Below are 14,271 nucleotides of genomic sequence, written 5' to 3'. Positions count from 1 at the left end.
GGCGCCTTACCTGCCTTGCAGATCGAACTGCTCGAGGTGGTACTCCTTTCGGGGCACGAGATCGATCCGGCGCTGGAACAGCCGCTCCGCCTCCTGCACGGCGATGCGCTCGTCGTTCTTCAGGAGGTCGATCACGGCCGGATGCGCGTTCACCACGACCGAGTAGCCGGGCAGGTTCATCCGCTCGCGCCGGATCTGCCGCAGGATCTCGTAGGCGACGGTCTGCTTGGATTGCAGCTGGCCCGTCCCGTCGCAGTAGAAGCACGGCTCGAGGATGGTGCGCCCGAGGCTCTCGCGCGTCCGCTTCCGGGTCATCTCGATGAGGCCCAGATCGGAGATCCGGTTCAGCGTGGTCTTCGCCTTGTCCTTGGAGAGCAGCTCCTCGAGGCGGCGCCGCACCTTCTCGCGGTTCTGCGCGCGCTCCATGTCGATGAGGTCGAGGATGATCAGCCCGCCGATGTTGCGGAACCTGAGCTGATAGGCGATCTCCTCGACCGCCTCCATGTTCGTGGTCAGGATCGTCTCCTCGAGATCCTTCGACCCCTTGCCGACGAACCGCCCGGTGTTCACGTCGATCGCGGTGAGCGCCTCGGCCTGATCGATGATCAGGTGCCCGCCCGACGGGAGCGGGACCTTCCGCGACAGCGCGCGCTGGATCTCGTCCTCGATGCCGTACGCGTCGAAGATCGGCTCGGTCCCTTCGTAGAGCTCCACCGCGTCGGCGCGCTCGGGCATGAACATCTCGACGAAGCGCCGCAGCCGGATGTACTCCTCGCGGTCGTCGATCACGATCTTCTCGATGTCGTCGGTGAAGAGGTCGCGGGCGGTCTTCAGCACGAGGTCGAGCTCGGTGTAGAGCACCGCCGGCGCCCTCACGCCGCTCTCGCGCTTCTTCGCCACCTCGCCCCAGAGGCGCACGAGGTAGCCGACGTCGGCCTTGAGCTGCTTCTTCGTGAGGCCCTCGGCGAGCGTGCGCACGATGAGCCCGCCCTGCGGCGGCTTCATCGCCTCGATGGCGTCGCGCAGCCGGGAGCGCTCCTTCTCCGAGCCGATCCGCTTGGAGATCCCGATGTGATCGACCGTCGGCAGGTACACGACGTAGCGGCCGGGGAGGGAGATGTGGCTCGTGACCCTGGCGCCCTTCGTCCCGATGGGCTCCTTCGAGACCTGGACGATGACCTCCTGCCCTTCGCGGACGACCTCGCGGATGGGCGTCGATTTCGAGATGCGCGGCGGCTCGTTCTGCCAGCTGCGCGCGCTCTGCTGGCCGCGCGCGGCGCTCTTGCCCTTGCCGTCCCGCGCCTGCTCGCGCCCGCGCTCTCGCGTCCGCTGCTCGCCGCGCCCGCGCTGCTCGCGATCGCGTCCATCGCGTCCGCCCTGCTGTCCGCGTCCGCCCCGGTCGCGGCTTTCGCGTCCCTCGCGGCCTTCGCGGCTTTCGCGTCCCTCGCGGTTTTCACGGCCTTCGCGCGCCTCACGACCTTCGCGCGCCTCGCGTCCTTCGCGCGTCTCGCGGCCTTCGCGCGTCTCGCGGCCTTCGCGCGTCTCGCGGCCTTCGCGGGCCTCGCGGCCTTCGCGCGTCTCGCGGCCTTCGCGGGCCTCGCGGCCTTCGCGCGGCGCCTCGCGCGCTTCCGTGGCGACAGCCCCCTCGGGCGCGGCGCTGATCCCCTCGATGTTGGCGCGCCGGTCGCGCGTTCGTCCCGACCGGCGCACGCGCGCCTCGCGCCGCCCGCGTGCGCGCCCGTTGCGCGCACGCGCTGCCGGCGGCACCTCGTCGCCCGGCGCTTCGGGCGCGGCTTTCGCGACGGCGCCCTCGGCGGCTGGCGACGCGCTCGCCTCCTGCCCGGACGGCCACTCGCCGGAGGCACGCGCAGCGGGCTCCTCGGACGCGATCTCTGCGGGGGCTTCCGTTCCCCCACGGTCCGTGGCGTCGCTCCGCGCCTCGGGGCGCTCCTCGGCCGCGCTCCACACGTCGGCGGCGTCCTCCGGCGGCGGCGAGGCCGGCTCGAGGTCGTAGGCGGGCGTGTCGAGCTCGTCGTCGTCCTCGGCCTCGGCGTCCTCCGGCCCAGCTTCGTCGGGCCCTGACTCCTCCGGACCGGCCTCGTCGACGTCGCTGCCGCTGCCTGCCGCGACCAGCTCCTCGTCGTCGTCGTCCGCGCCCTCGTGCACGTGTCCGCCGTCGAGCCCCGGCACCGGCTCGTCGTCGGCCTCGTCGAGGGTCACCATCGAACCCACGCCGGCGAACGCCTGGCCGGAGGGGCTTCCGAGCACGTCGAGCGCCGTGGGCAGCTCGATCGGCACGTCGCTCGATTCGTCGAGCGGGCTGTCCGCCTCGAGCGGGCTCTCGGCCTCGAACCCCTCATCGGCCCCGAAATCCGCCCCTTCGTGGGGCTCGTGGTGTTCGGCTGCGGCGTCGGGGCCCTCGGGCGCGGCCTCCTCTGCGCCGGATAGCTCGTGAACCTCGCTTTCTTCAGGCCCAGGCGCCTCGCTGGCGCGCGCGGCGCGGCCTCGGGAGGAGGCGCGCTCCTCTTCGGCAGGACGGCGATGCCCAGCCAGGTATGCCTCGAAGTCGTCGGGCCGGATGAGGTCCTCGACGTGCAGGAAGGCGGCTCGCTCGAGCCCCACGTCGATGAACGCGGCCTGCATCCCGGGCAATACGCGGCTGACCTTGCCGAGGTAGATGTTTCCGAGCGTCCCCTTGGAGCTCTCCCGCTCGAGATGCAGCTCAGCGATGATCCCATTTTCGATCAGCGCGACGCGTGTCTCGCGGATGTCCACATTGATGACGAGAAGGTTCTTTCCCATGTCGGATGCCGCACATCGGCGGCGCCGCCAAGCGTTACCACGGGTTGCCCGAGCCATGAAGGCGCAACCCGGCGCGCGCTGCGCGATTGGGGGCGTCGGGGGTCGCAGGTCGCCGAGGTGGGCCGGCCGCCAGCACGTGAGCTACCTCGCGTATCCGCGGCCACGCCCCGAGGCGCGGCGGCTGGCGTCGGCCCCGGGGAGCGGCGGCGGCTGGCGCCGGACGGAGTACCGGCGCCGGCCGAGGCTCCGGCGGCGGGGGCAACGGGGGCCTCCTGGGACGGGTGCCCCAACCTGGGACGGGGGGACGGCGGGCGCCCCAACCTGGGACGGGCGCCCCAACCTGGGACGGGCGCCCCAACCTGGGACGGGCGCCCCAACCTGGGACGGGGACCCCCAACCTGGGGCGGGACCCCAACCTGGGACGGGGCTCCGACCTGGGATGGGGCCCCGGGGCCCCAACCTGGGGCGGGACCCCAACCTGGGACGGGGCTCCGACCTGGGTTGGGGCCCCGGGGCCCCAACCTGGGGCGGGACCCCAACCTGGGACGGGCACCCCCATCCGAGACGGTGGTACCCCAACCCGGGACGGCGCTGCCCCAACCTGGGACCGACACCCCAACCTGGGACCGACGCCTCAACCCCGGACCGACGCCCCAACCCCGGACCGGCGCCCCAACCCCGGACCGGCGCCCAACCCCGGACGGTATTCCCAGCAGCGAGCGGCCAGCCCTTGCGCAGCCTCCGACCCGCCCCCGTCCTCTTGTCCCCCCGGCACCCTGCCGGCGCCTCCCCCGCGCTGCCGCGCGCACCGCCGTCCCGCGCCGCATGCTCCAGGCCGACCAAGGCGAGCCCCGCGCCGAGCGCGCCTGTCTCGCGGATACAGCTGCAGCAGATTCCACGTAGCCCGCAGAGCCCGCCCGCCGTCCGCCGTGCCGGCGAGCCAACAAAAGGCCGAAGGGGGCGGCCATCGGACGCCCCCTTCGGAGATGACGTGCTGCTGGTCAGCGCCTCACATCGCGCACAGCGGCTCTTCGGAGGCACCGCAGTTCTGGGCGCACTGCTCGCAGACAATGCACTTGGTGATGGCGTCGTACGCCTCCACCCCGGCCTCGTTCGCCGTGCGGCACTCGTCGATGCACGTGGCCGGATCTTCCTCGTCCGAGCAACGATCGACGCATTTCACCAGGTCAAAACATCCCATGTCGGCATTATCATCCACGCAGGCGTCGATGAACTCTTTGCATGCGTCGTCGGCGGCGCACTTGTAGCAGCCCGTCCCGTCGTCGCTGCCGCACGCGTCCGTCGTGTCATCACACGTCGGGATCCCTGTCGAGGAAGAGCTCGTGGTGCTCGCGCCTCCGTCGCCGCCCGAACCGCCGCCGCCGGCGTCGCCGCCGTCGCCGCCGTTGCCGCCGTTGCCGCCGCTGGCGCCGGAGCCGCCGCTCCCGTTGCTGCTGCTGGTGGTGCCGTTGTTCGGCGGGTCGGTGTTGTCGTCACCGCACGCCACGAGGGCGCAACCGGAAATCAAAAACGCAGCGAATACCCAAGATTTCATGCTCAATACCTCCACAGAACCCAACCGACCCCTCATTCGTATACTCGGCGACCCCCCAACGCTCGGTATGCCCGCCAAACCACCCGTCCTCCTGCAACCGGCCCCCGGGTGCGCTTGTGCAGATCGTTGGTCAGAGAGAAGCATCGCGCGTGGAGAGCAAAGAAAAACAGCCACGCAAGTTGTTTTTACACGCTTGGGATCGGCCGCGCAACGGCGTCGCTCGATCCGGCTCCCTCCTTCCAAGGCGTTCTAAGCGGTTTTGCAGGCCGATCTCTCGCTGAGCGAGGCTCTCGTGGGGCTCCCCGTCGCCCCAAAATTCTACTAAAGCGGGATGTTTCCGTGTTTCTTCGCTGGGTTCTTGTCCCGCTTGTCGCGCAGGAGGTCGAGGGCACGCGCCAGCCGAATGCGGAGCATGCGCGGGTAGATCACCTCGTCTATGAAGCCGAGCTCGGCCGCCCTGTACGGGCTCGCGAACCTCGTCCTGTAGTCCTCGACGAGGCGCGCGCGGTCGGCGGCCGGGTCCGCCGCCTGCTGGATCTCCCTGCCGTAGACGATGTTCACCGCGCCCTCCGGGCCCATGAGCGCGATCTCGGCCGTGGGGAAGGCGAGGTTGTAATCGGCCCGGATGTGCTTGGACGCCATCACGTCGTAGGCGCCGCCGTAGGCCTTGCGCGTGATCACCGTGATCTTGGGCACCGTGGCCTCGGCGAACGCATAGAGCAGCTTCGCTCCATGAGAGATGATCCCCCCATATTCCTGGTCGAGCCCCGGGAGGAAGCCGGGGACGTCCACGAGCGTGACGAGCGGGACATTGAAGCAGTCGCACAGCCGGACGAAGCGCGCCGCCTTGATGCTGGCCTTGATGTCCAGGCAGCCGGCGAGCACCTGGGGCTGGTTCGCGACCACCCCGATGGGCGCGCCCCCGATCCGGGCGAGCCCCACCACGATGTTCTGCGCATAGCGCGCGTGGATCTCGAAGAAGCGGCCGTCGTCGACCACGGCGCGCACGAGCTGCTTGACGTCGTACGGCCCCGACGGCTCGATCGGGAGCATCGTGTCGAGCTCCGGCACCTCCCGGTCGACCGGATCGACCGCGGCGCGGCGCGGCGGAGCCTCGGTGTTGTTCGAGGGCAGGAACGAGAGCAGCTCGCGGACCTGCGCGAGCGCCGCCCGATCGTCGGGTGCGGTGAGGTGGCATACGCCGCTCCTGGCGGCGTGGGCGGCGGCGCCGCCGAGGTCTTCCTCGGTGACGTCTTCGTTGGTCACCGCCTTGATGAGCTCGGGGCCGTTGACGAACATGGTGCTCGTCCGCTCGGTCATCAGGATGAGGTCGGTGATGGCGGGCGAGTAGACGGCGCCGCCGGCGCACGGCCCGAGGATCGCGCTGATCTGGGGGACGACCCCGCTCGCGAGCGTGTTGCGGAGGAAGATCTCGGCGTACCCGGCGAGCGACTCGATGCCCTCCTGAACCCGCGCGCCGCCCGAGTCGTTCAGCGCGACGACGGGGGCGCCCACCTTCATCGCGAGGTCCATCACCTTGCAGATCTTCGAGGCGTACGCGCCGGAGAGCGAGCCGTCGAACACGGTGAAGTCCTGCGCGAACACCACGACCTTGCGTCCGTCGACGAGGCCCCAGCCGGTCACGACGCCGTCGCCGAGGACCTTCCGCTCGTCCATGCCGAAGTCGGCGCACCGGTGGACCACGAACCGGTCGATCTCGACGAACGAGCCGGGATCGAGGAGCAGGTCGATGCGTTCCCGCGCGGAGAGCTTGCCGGCCTCGTGCTGGTTGGCGACGCGATCCCCCCCGCCCCCGTCGAGCGCGCGGCGGTTCATCTCGTCGAGACGAGCGAGCGCCGGACGCGGCAGGGCCGTCGGATCAGCCATGCCGCGCCCTACCACGGCTCCCCCCGGGGATCGAAACCCCGTCGCGCGGCGGGCCGGCGCGGCGGCGGGCCAGCGCGGCGGCGGGCCGGCACGAAGGGCGGAGCGGCGGAAGGGCGCGACGGCGGCCGGACGGCGCCGCGGGGGACGGGCCCACCCGCTGGTACGACAACGACGACAATGGGCGAGGTCGTCGGAATCGTGCCCGACGTGCGGGAGGTGCGAGCCGGCGGCAAGCACGCGAGGGACGGGCGTGAGGCGCGAGCCGCGGAGGCGCGCGGGACGTGCGACGAAAAATGACCGGGCCCGGACGCCATCCGCCCTACTCTCTTGCCCAGGCGAGGGGACACCACGTAACCTGGGCAGCGCTCATTTATCCCTGGTAAATGCAGGAATTCCCGACACATAGAGTCTCCGAGGACCGGGGCGCGCGGGCGGCCGTCGCCGCTCCGGCCCTGCCGCGTCGCGACTTCCAACGGGGCAGCTCGGGCCGGCGCGGCAGCAGAGCGGGCGCCTGCCACGGCGGCTGACGTGTGCCGCCTCGTGGGACGCGCACCGAGCGGCGGCGCCGGCAGCCCTGCATCCGCCGCGGGAGCGCTGCGCCCTCGCGGCGCGCGCGGCCTTGCGCTCAGCGGTCCCAGCGCGGCCTTCCGCCTCGCGTCTCGCGGTGAGATCGTTTCGGACGAGAGGTCGCTCGAGTGAAGCTCGCTCAGACTCGCGAGGCTCGTGCCCTGGCCGTCGCCGCCGTGGCGCGAGGGCTCATCGAGCCCAACGCCCTTTGGGACATGGCCTGCCGATGGACCCTCGGCGGCGCGTCGACGCCCCAGGAGCTCTTCGAGGGGATCCTCACGCCGGAGCAGCTGGCCGCGCTGCCGGAGCTGCTCGCGCAGGAGGGGCGCAGCCCGCCCGCCGCGCGCGCCCTCGCGCCGCAGGTCGACGATCTGGACGCGCTGCGCTTCGACACGCAGCGGGAGATCGATCTTCCGGGCGAGGAGGTCGTGGCCGATTTCCCGACGCTCGCGACCTCCGCCACGCGCGCCGTGAACGCCGGCGGCAGCCGCTACGAGGTCGGCGAGGCGCTCGGCGCGGGCGGCGCCGGGAAGGTGGTGAAGGCGCGCGACCGGGAGATCGGGCGCGTGGTGGCGCTGAAGACGCTGAAGCCCGGGGCCGAGGCGGACTCCGCGGTGGGCAACCGCTTCCTGACCGAGGCGCGCATCACGGCCCAGCTCGAGCACCCGAACATCATCCCGGTCTACGACCTGGGCACGCTGCCGAACGGCCAGCCCTACTACTCGATGCGGGTCGTCAAGCGGCAGAGCCTGCAAAACGTGCTGACGAACCCCGAGCTCCGCAAGCAATGGCCGCTCGTCCGGCTCATCGGCGCGTTCGTGCAGATCTCGCGGGCGCTCGCCTACGCGCACCGGCGAGGCGTCGCGCACCGCGACATCAAGCCGGAGAACGTGCTGCTCGGCGACTACGGCGAGGTGTACCTGGGCGACTGGGGCAACGCGAAGCTGCTCTCGAGGGCGGAGGTGAGCGAGCCGATCACCATCGACCCGAGCGGGCAGGACTTCGGCCGGAAGCGGCACGAGGCGGTCGCGAGCGCGCTCTCGGGCACGCCCGGGTACATCGCGCCGGAGCAGATCCGGGGGGACCAGAAGCGGATCGATCACCGCGCGGACATCTTCGCGCTCGGCGTGGTGCTCTACGAGATCCTCACCGGCGAGCACCCGTTCGACGCGCCGACCGTGCTCGCCGTGATCCTCGCGACGCAGACGCGCGACCCCAAGCCGCCGCGCTCGATCTCGCCGAGCTGCCCGCTCTTGCTCGAGGACCTCTGCCTGGCGATGCTCGCGAAGGATCCCGATCAGCGCCCGCCGACCGCCGACCGCGTCGCGGCGGAGGCCGAGGCGTTCCTCGAGGGCGCCAAGGAGCGGATGCGCCGCCGCGAGGAGGCGATCAAGCTCTGCGAGCTCGCCAAGGCCCCGCTCGAGCGCGACCGGCGGCTCGACAGCGAGCGCGAGCGGCTCGTCGAGGAGGCGCGTCGGCTGCTCAAGGACGTGAAGGAGTACGAGCCGATCGAGCGCAAGCGGGCCGGCTGGCAGCTCGAGGACAGGGCGGCCGGGGTCGAGCGCGAGCAGGCGCGCGCCGCGGCCGAGGCGATCGATCTCTACACGAAGGCGCTGGCGTACGACCCGGATCTGGTCGAGGCGCGCGCCGGGCTCGCGGACCTCTACTGGTCGCGCGCGGTCCGGGCCGACCAGGAGCACCAGCACGCGGCGCGCATCTACCACGAGGCGCTCGTCGCGGAGTTCGACGTGGGCCGCTACGCCGCGCTGCTCACCGCCGACGCGGTCCTCTCGGTCGACTCGTCGCCGTCGGGCGCCAGCGTCCTCGCGTACCGGTACGTCGAGAAGGACCGCATCCTGGTGGCGAGCGACGAGCGCGCCCTCGGCCGCACCCCGCTCCGCGAGGTGCACCTCAAGCCGGGCAGCTACCTCTTCGTCCTGAAGCGCGCCGGCTACCGGGACGTGCGCTACCCGCTGCTGCTCAAGCGGGGCACCCACCACCGCGTCGAGGTGAACCTCTACACCGACGCGGAGATCGGCGAGGGGTTCGTCTACATCCCCGGGGGGACGTTCATCGCCGGCGGCGACGCGCAGGCCTACGATCCGCTCCGCCGGGCCGAGCTCCACGTCCCCGACGTCGCGATCGCGAAGTTCCCGGTCACCTTCCGCGAGTACTGCGAGTTCTTGAACGAGCTCGAGTCGCGCGATCTCGATCTCGCGCTCAAGCGCGCGCCGCACGGGACGCGCGGCTCCGAGGGCTACGTCGCGCGGCCGGCCAGCGGCGGCGGGTGGGAGCCGCTGCCCACCGTCGTCGAGGGCGACGCGCAGAAGCGGTTCCCGGCCGAGGAGGGGCACCTCTGGAACCTGCCCGTCATCCTCATCGACTGGTTCGACGCCGTGGCCTACTGCCGCTTCCGGAGCGAGCGCGACGGGATCGAGGTCCGGCTCCCCACTGAGCTCGAATGGGAGAAGGCGGCGCGCGGGACCGACGGCCGGTTCTACCCGTGGGGAGACCATTTCGATCCCACGTTCTGCCTGATGCGCTCGTCGCGGCCTTTCCTCGCGCAGCCGGAGCCGGTCGGGACGTTCCCCATCGACACCTCGCCCTACGGCGTGCGCGACATGGCGGGCGGCGTGCGCGAGTGGGTCGCCGACGTGAACGGCGAGAAATCGTGGGTGGAGACGTCGCGTGAGATCGAGTCGACCGCCGACGCCGGCAGCGACGCGCCCCCGTGGCGGATCGCCCGCTCCGGGAGCTGGGCCGCGGACTCGCAGCAGTGCAGGAGCGCGTCGCGCACCCGCTTCTTCGGGATCACGCGGGCCCTGAACCTGTCGTTCCGGATCGCGAAGCCGCTCTCGCGCGGCCCGGGCCGCTGAGCGGGCGGCTCAGCCGCCGGGCTGCGGCGGGGGGTCGACGTACTCGACCTCGACGCCGCGGTGGGTGCGGAGCACCGTGCGCCCGGGCCGGCGATCGACGACGTAGTCGGGGCCGACCGGCACCTTGCCCATCCCGCCCGGGGTATCGACGATCAGCTTCGGCAGCGCGATGCCGGTGAGCCGTCCCTGGAGCTGTTCCATGAGGGAGATGCCGGTCGCGAGCGGCGTGCGCAGGTGCGCGGTGCCGCGCACGGGGTCCATCTGGAGCAGGTAGTACGGGCGCACGCGCCAGCGCACGAGCCCCCGGAAGAGGGCGGCCAGCGTGGTCGCGTCGTCGTTGATACCGCGCAGCAGCACGGTCTGGTTCATCACGGGGAAGCCGTTGTCCACGAGCCGCTTGCAGGCGCGCTCGGCGGCGGGCGTGAGCTCCTTCGGGTGGTTGAAGTGCGTCATCACCCAGAGCGGATGGTGCGGCCTGAGCGCGCGCACGAGCTCCGCGGTGATGCGCTGAGGCAGCGTGACCGGCACGCGCGTGGCGATGCGGATCGTCTCGACGCTCGGGATCTGCCGCAGCCGGGCGATCAGCCGCACGACGCGGTCCGTCGAGACCGCGAGGGGATCGCCGCCGCTCACGATGACGTCGCGCACCTCCGGGTGCGCCTCGAGGTAGGCCATGGCCGGCGCGAGGCGATCGAGCGCCACCGCGCCGCCGCCGTCGCCGACCATGCGCGAGCGGGTGCAGAACCGGCAGTACACCGCGCAGCGATCGGTCGCGAGCAGCAGCGCGCGATCCGGGTAGCGCTGCACGAGGTGCGGCGCGACCTCGTGCGCGACCTCGCCGAGAGGATCGACCAGATCTCCGGGCACCTCGGCGGCCTCGTCGGCGAGCGGCACGCACTGACGGCGGATCGGGCACGCGGGGTCGCCCTTGTCGCAGAGGCTCAGGTAGTACGGGGTGACGCGGACGGGCAGCCCGGCCTTCTCGGCGCGCCGCGCGCCCGCGAGCTCCTCCGGCGTGAGCGACAGCGCCCGGTGCAGCTCGTCGGCGCTCGAGAGCGCGTGGCGCAGCTGCCATGTCCAGTCGCTCTGCCGCGCCTTGGCGCGGGCCGGTCGCGCGCCCTGCTCACCGCCCGCGGCGGGCGCCGCGGGGAGCTCGGGCGGCGCGACGGCGCGGGCGCCCGCGCCGTCGTCGCTGGGCCGCCGGGTGAGCTGCGCCGGGGCGACGAGCGCGCTACTTGCCCGCATCGCTCGACGAGGGCGCGGCGCCGCCGGCCTGCTCCGGCTGCGGCGCGCTGGGCTTCGCGGGATCGGGCTGCGGCGCGCTCCCGGGCTGCGTGAGCTGCGGCGGCAGCTTCACCGAGGAGAGCGCCGCGTCGTTGATCTCGACGGGGAACTTCTTCCGCAGCTCGTCCTCGAGGGCGCGCTCCTGCTCCTGCATCTTCTGCTGGAGGAGCGCGACGCGGATCGAGCGCTCGGCTTCCGCGAGCGCGCGCCGGTGCCCGCCGGTGAGCCCGCTCAGGCGGACGATGTAGAACCGGCCGTCGGCCTCGACGAGCTCGTCGCTGACGGCCCCCACGCTGGCGATCCGGAAGACGGCCGCGCGGACCGGCTCCGGGACCTGCGGGTGGGCGCCGCGCGGATCGCCGGGCGGGCTGACGATGCCGAGCTCGCCCGCGAGATCGAGCGGCGGCGCCTTGCCCTTGTCCTTCGGCGCGCCGAGCGAGTGCTTGAGGAAGAGCTCTCCCCACGCGCTGCTGCTCGCGGCCTTCTGCGCTTCCTTGAGGACCTTCTCCCCGAGCGCCCTGTCGCCGACCACGATGGCGGAGACGCGCCTTCGCTCGGGCTCGCTGAACTTGTCGGCGTTCGCCTCGTAGTACGCGCGCACCTCGGACGCCGGGATGTCGGCCGGCGCGGGCAGGCCCTTGCGCGCCTGGGCGATCATCGCCTCGCGGAGGATCTGCCGGATCGCGTCCTCGACCGCGGCCTCCTTGTCGAGGCCGCGGCGCTTCGCTTCCAGCGCGAGCAGCTCCGCGTCGATGATCTCGCTGAGCAGCTCGCGACGCCGCTCCTTTGTCTGATAGCGGAGCCGATCGAACTGATCCATTCGCTCCAGCGTCCTGCCGAAGTCGCCGAGGGTGATCACCCGATCGCCGACCTTCGCGAGCACGCGCGCCGACTGCTCGGCGCTGAGCCCGAGGACCGGCTCGCCCGCGTCCGCCGGGACCTGGAGGGCGGGCTCATCGCAGCTCGAGACGAGCGCTGCGAGCGAGATGGCGAGCAGGGGGCGGCGCACCGGAGCTCGGATCATTGCTGGCTCGGGGTCTAGCACGGTTTCCTCGCGGCTCGAGGGCGCGCCGGCCTGGCTCGCGCCGGCGGGGCGCCTCGGCCCGTCGCCCGCGGCGGGGCGCTGCGGGACGATCGCGCGCGCTCAGTCGACGATCGTGCCGATCTCCTCGCCCCTGCACACGCGGAGGATGTTGCCGCGGGTCATGAGCTTGAACACGCGGATGGGCATCTTGTTCTCGCGGCAGAGGGTGACCGCGGTCGAGTCCATGACCCCGATCCTGTCCGCGAGGAAGCGGTCGTAGCTCAGGTGCGCGAACATCTGCGCGCCCTCGTGGCGCACGGGATCGCGGTCGTAGATGCCCTCGACCTTGGTCGCCTTGAACAGCGCCTGCGCCTGGATCTCCATCGCCCGCAGCGCCGCCGCCGTGTCGGTCGAGAAGAACGGGTTGCCGGTGCCCGCGGCGAAGATGACGATGCTGCCCTTCTCCAGGTGACGCATCGCCCTGCGGCGGATGTACGGCTCGGCGACCTGCCGGATCTCGATCGCGGTCATGACGCGCGTCGGCACGCCCGTCTTCTCGAGCGCGTCCTGCAGGGCGAGCGCGTTGATGACGGTGGCGAGCATGCCCATGTAGTCGCTCTGGGAGCGGTCCATGCCCGCGCTCGCGCCCTTCAGCCCGCGGAAGATGTTGCCTCCGCCCACGACGATCCCGATCTGCACCCCCATCCGCTGGAGCTCGGCGATCTCGCCGGCCACGTGGTGGAGCGTCTCGGGGCGTATGCCGAACCCGCCTTCTTCGCCGCAGAGCGCCTCGCCGCTCAGCTTGAGGACGATGCGGCGGTATTTCAGCCCTGGGACCGGACGGGGGGGAGGGGGGAGGAGGGAATCCTGCTCAGCGGCCACGGGGGCACCTCGTAGCCGGGACCTGCGTCGAGGGCAACGAGCAACGTGCGCCGCGCGGCGCCGTCGACTGACGAGCGGAGCGACGCGGCAGCGCGGCGCCGCGGCGCAGAGCCGCCGAGCGGCATGTACCTTGCGCTGGCCGGAGCAGGGCGCTACTCTCGGCCCCCCTATGGCGCGTGTGACTGTGGAAGACTGCCTCGAGCGCGAGGAAAACCGTTTCGCTCTCGTCGTGCTTGCGGCCAATCGGACGCGGCAGCTCATGAAGGGCTCGGACGCCCTCGTGAAGACGAAGAACAAGCCTGCCGTGACCAGCCTTCGGGAGATCGCGGCGGGCAAGGTGCACTTCCACCGGAGCTCCCACGAGGTCGTGTCCGAGTGGCTCCAGCAGATGAACGCTGGCGGCCAGCGCTGAGGGCGCATCGGGCGAGCGTGCTCTCGTGAGGCACGCCTCCGTCGGCCCGGCATCTCGGCGCGCTCCCGCCCGAGTGCCAGCGCTGCGCTCGATCCGTTGCTTCCCATGAAAGGTGCGGCCACGCCCCGGTCGAGGCGGTCTTTGCGCTCGGGCCAGCCTCGCGACCCGGAGCTCAAGGCGGGGACGTCGGCCCACTACGAGGACCCGGCGTACTACGCGAAGACGTATGCGCGCCGGCAGGACGACGTCCGCTACTACGTCGATCTCTCGGTGGCGTCCGGCGGGCCGGTGCTCGAGTACGGCTGCGGCAACGGGCGGATCACGCTGCCCGTCGCGAGGGCAGGGGTCCGGATCACGGGCGTGGATCTATCGGCGCCGATGCTCGGCGATCTGCGCGCGCAGCTCGGGCGGGAGCCGCACGGCGTCTCCTCTCGCGTGAGCGTCCGGCGAGCGGACATGCGGGCGCTGCGGCTCGGGCGCCGCTTTCCGCTCGTGATCTGCCCCTTCAACGCGTTCCTGCACCTGTACTCGCGCCCGGACGTCGAGCGCTTCCTCGCGCGGGCGCGCGAGCACCTGACGCCGCGGGGCGAGCTCGTCTTCGACGTGTCCATGCCCGAGCCGGCCGAGCTCGCGCGCGATCCGGATCGCGCCTACGCCACGCCGCGCTTCCGGTATCCCGAGAAGGACGGCCCGGGCACGGTCGTCCGGTACACGGAGCGGTTCGACTACGACAAGGTCCGGCAGATCCTGTTCGTGTCCATGGAATTTTCGCCCGTCGACGGCGGCGAGCGCTGGATGACGCCGCTCGCCCATCGTCAGTTCTATCCGCAGGAGCTCGAGGCCTTGCTCCACTACAACGGCTTCGAGATCACGGCGCTCCACAGCGACTTCTCCGCAGCGCCGCCCGACAACCAGACGAGCATGCTGCTCTATCACTGCCGTCCCCGGCGCTCCGTTCGCACCGGCCGCGCTTAGGCGCCGA

The 14,271-nt window shown here is 71.9% G+C and carries 9 protein-coding genes; 3 read left to right on the top strand and 6 right to left on the bottom strand.

Annotated elements, in window-relative coordinates; genetic code table 11:
• Positions 1-6: 6 nt before the first annotated feature.
• The 3 genes from WME98_RS13235 to WME98_RS13225 form a co-directional block, all read right to left on the bottom strand.
• On the bottom strand, positions 7-2,802 hold the full coding sequence (locus tag WME98_RS13235; RefSeq protein ID WP_437951641.1) for an Rne/Rng family ribonuclease: 2,796 nt from the start codon (positions 2,800-2,802) through the stop codon (positions 7-9).
• A 1,009-nt stretch (positions 2,803-3,811) separates the two neighbouring features.
• Positions 3,812-4,357, bottom strand: a complete 546-nt coding sequence (locus WME98_RS13230; protein WP_437333662.1) for a hypothetical protein — start codon at positions 4,355-4,357, stop codon at positions 3,812-3,814.
• A gap of 321 nt (positions 4,358-4,678) precedes the next feature.
• Entirely contained in the window at positions 4,679-6,244 is a 1,566-nt protein-coding gene (locus tag WME98_RS13225) for an acyl-CoA carboxylase subunit beta (protein WP_437951640.1), read from the bottom strand.
• Positions 6,245-7,026: 782 nt separating this feature from the next.
• Between WME98_RS13225 and WME98_RS13220 the strand changes: the two genes are divergently transcribed.
• The gene (locus WME98_RS13220) at positions 7,027-9,687 is read left to right on the top strand and encodes a protein kinase domain-containing protein (RefSeq protein WP_437333660.1); all 2,661 of its coding nucleotides are present in this window, start codon (positions 7,027-7,029) and stop codon (positions 9,685-9,687) included.
• A 9-nt stretch (positions 9,688-9,696) separates the two neighbouring features.
• Here the strand turns inward: WME98_RS13220 and WME98_RS13215 are convergent, their stop codons facing one another.
• The 3 genes from WME98_RS13215 to pyrH form a co-directional block, all read right to left on the bottom strand.
• Positions 9,697-10,932: a KamA family radical SAM protein gene (locus WME98_RS13215; RefSeq protein ID WP_437951639.1), complete on the bottom strand. Its 1,236-nt coding sequence runs from the start codon at positions 10,930-10,932 to the stop codon at positions 9,697-9,699.
• Entirely contained in the window at positions 10,919-11,980 is a 1,062-nt protein-coding gene (locus WME98_RS13210; RefSeq protein ID WP_437951638.1) for a peptidylprolyl isomerase, read from the bottom strand. Before WME98_RS13210 ends, WME98_RS13215 begins: the two co-directional genes overlap by 14 nt.
• A 135-nt stretch (positions 11,981-12,115) precedes the next feature.
• A complete protein-coding gene (gene pyrH, locus WME98_RS13205) occupies positions 12,116-12,877 on the bottom strand; it encodes a UMP kinase (RefSeq protein WP_437315352.1) in 762 nt (253 codons plus the stop codon).
• A 169-nt stretch (positions 12,878-13,046) separates the two neighbouring features.
• Between pyrH and rpoZ the strand changes: the two genes are divergently transcribed.
• Both rpoZ and WME98_RS13195 read left to right on the top strand, forming a co-directional pair.
• Entirely contained in the window at positions 13,047-13,289 is a 243-nt protein-coding gene (rpoZ, locus tag WME98_RS13200) for a DNA-directed RNA polymerase subunit omega (RefSeq protein ID WP_044966694.1), read from the top strand.
• 141 nt (positions 13,290-13,430) lie between these two features.
• Positions 13,431-14,264, top strand: coding sequence for a class I SAM-dependent methyltransferase (locus WME98_RS13195; RefSeq protein WP_437951637.1), 834 nt, complete (start codon positions 13,431-13,433; stop codon positions 14,262-14,264).
• Positions 14,265-14,271 lie beyond the last annotated feature (7 nt).

Source organism: Sorangium sp. So ce296 (assembly GCF_051529605.1).
Taxonomy (GTDB): Bacteria; Myxococcota_A; Polyangia; order Polyangiales; family Polyangiaceae; genus Sorangium; species Sorangium cellulosum_D.
Note: the sequence above shows the minus strand (reverse complement) of the source record. Positions and strands in the feature narration are given on the sequence as shown.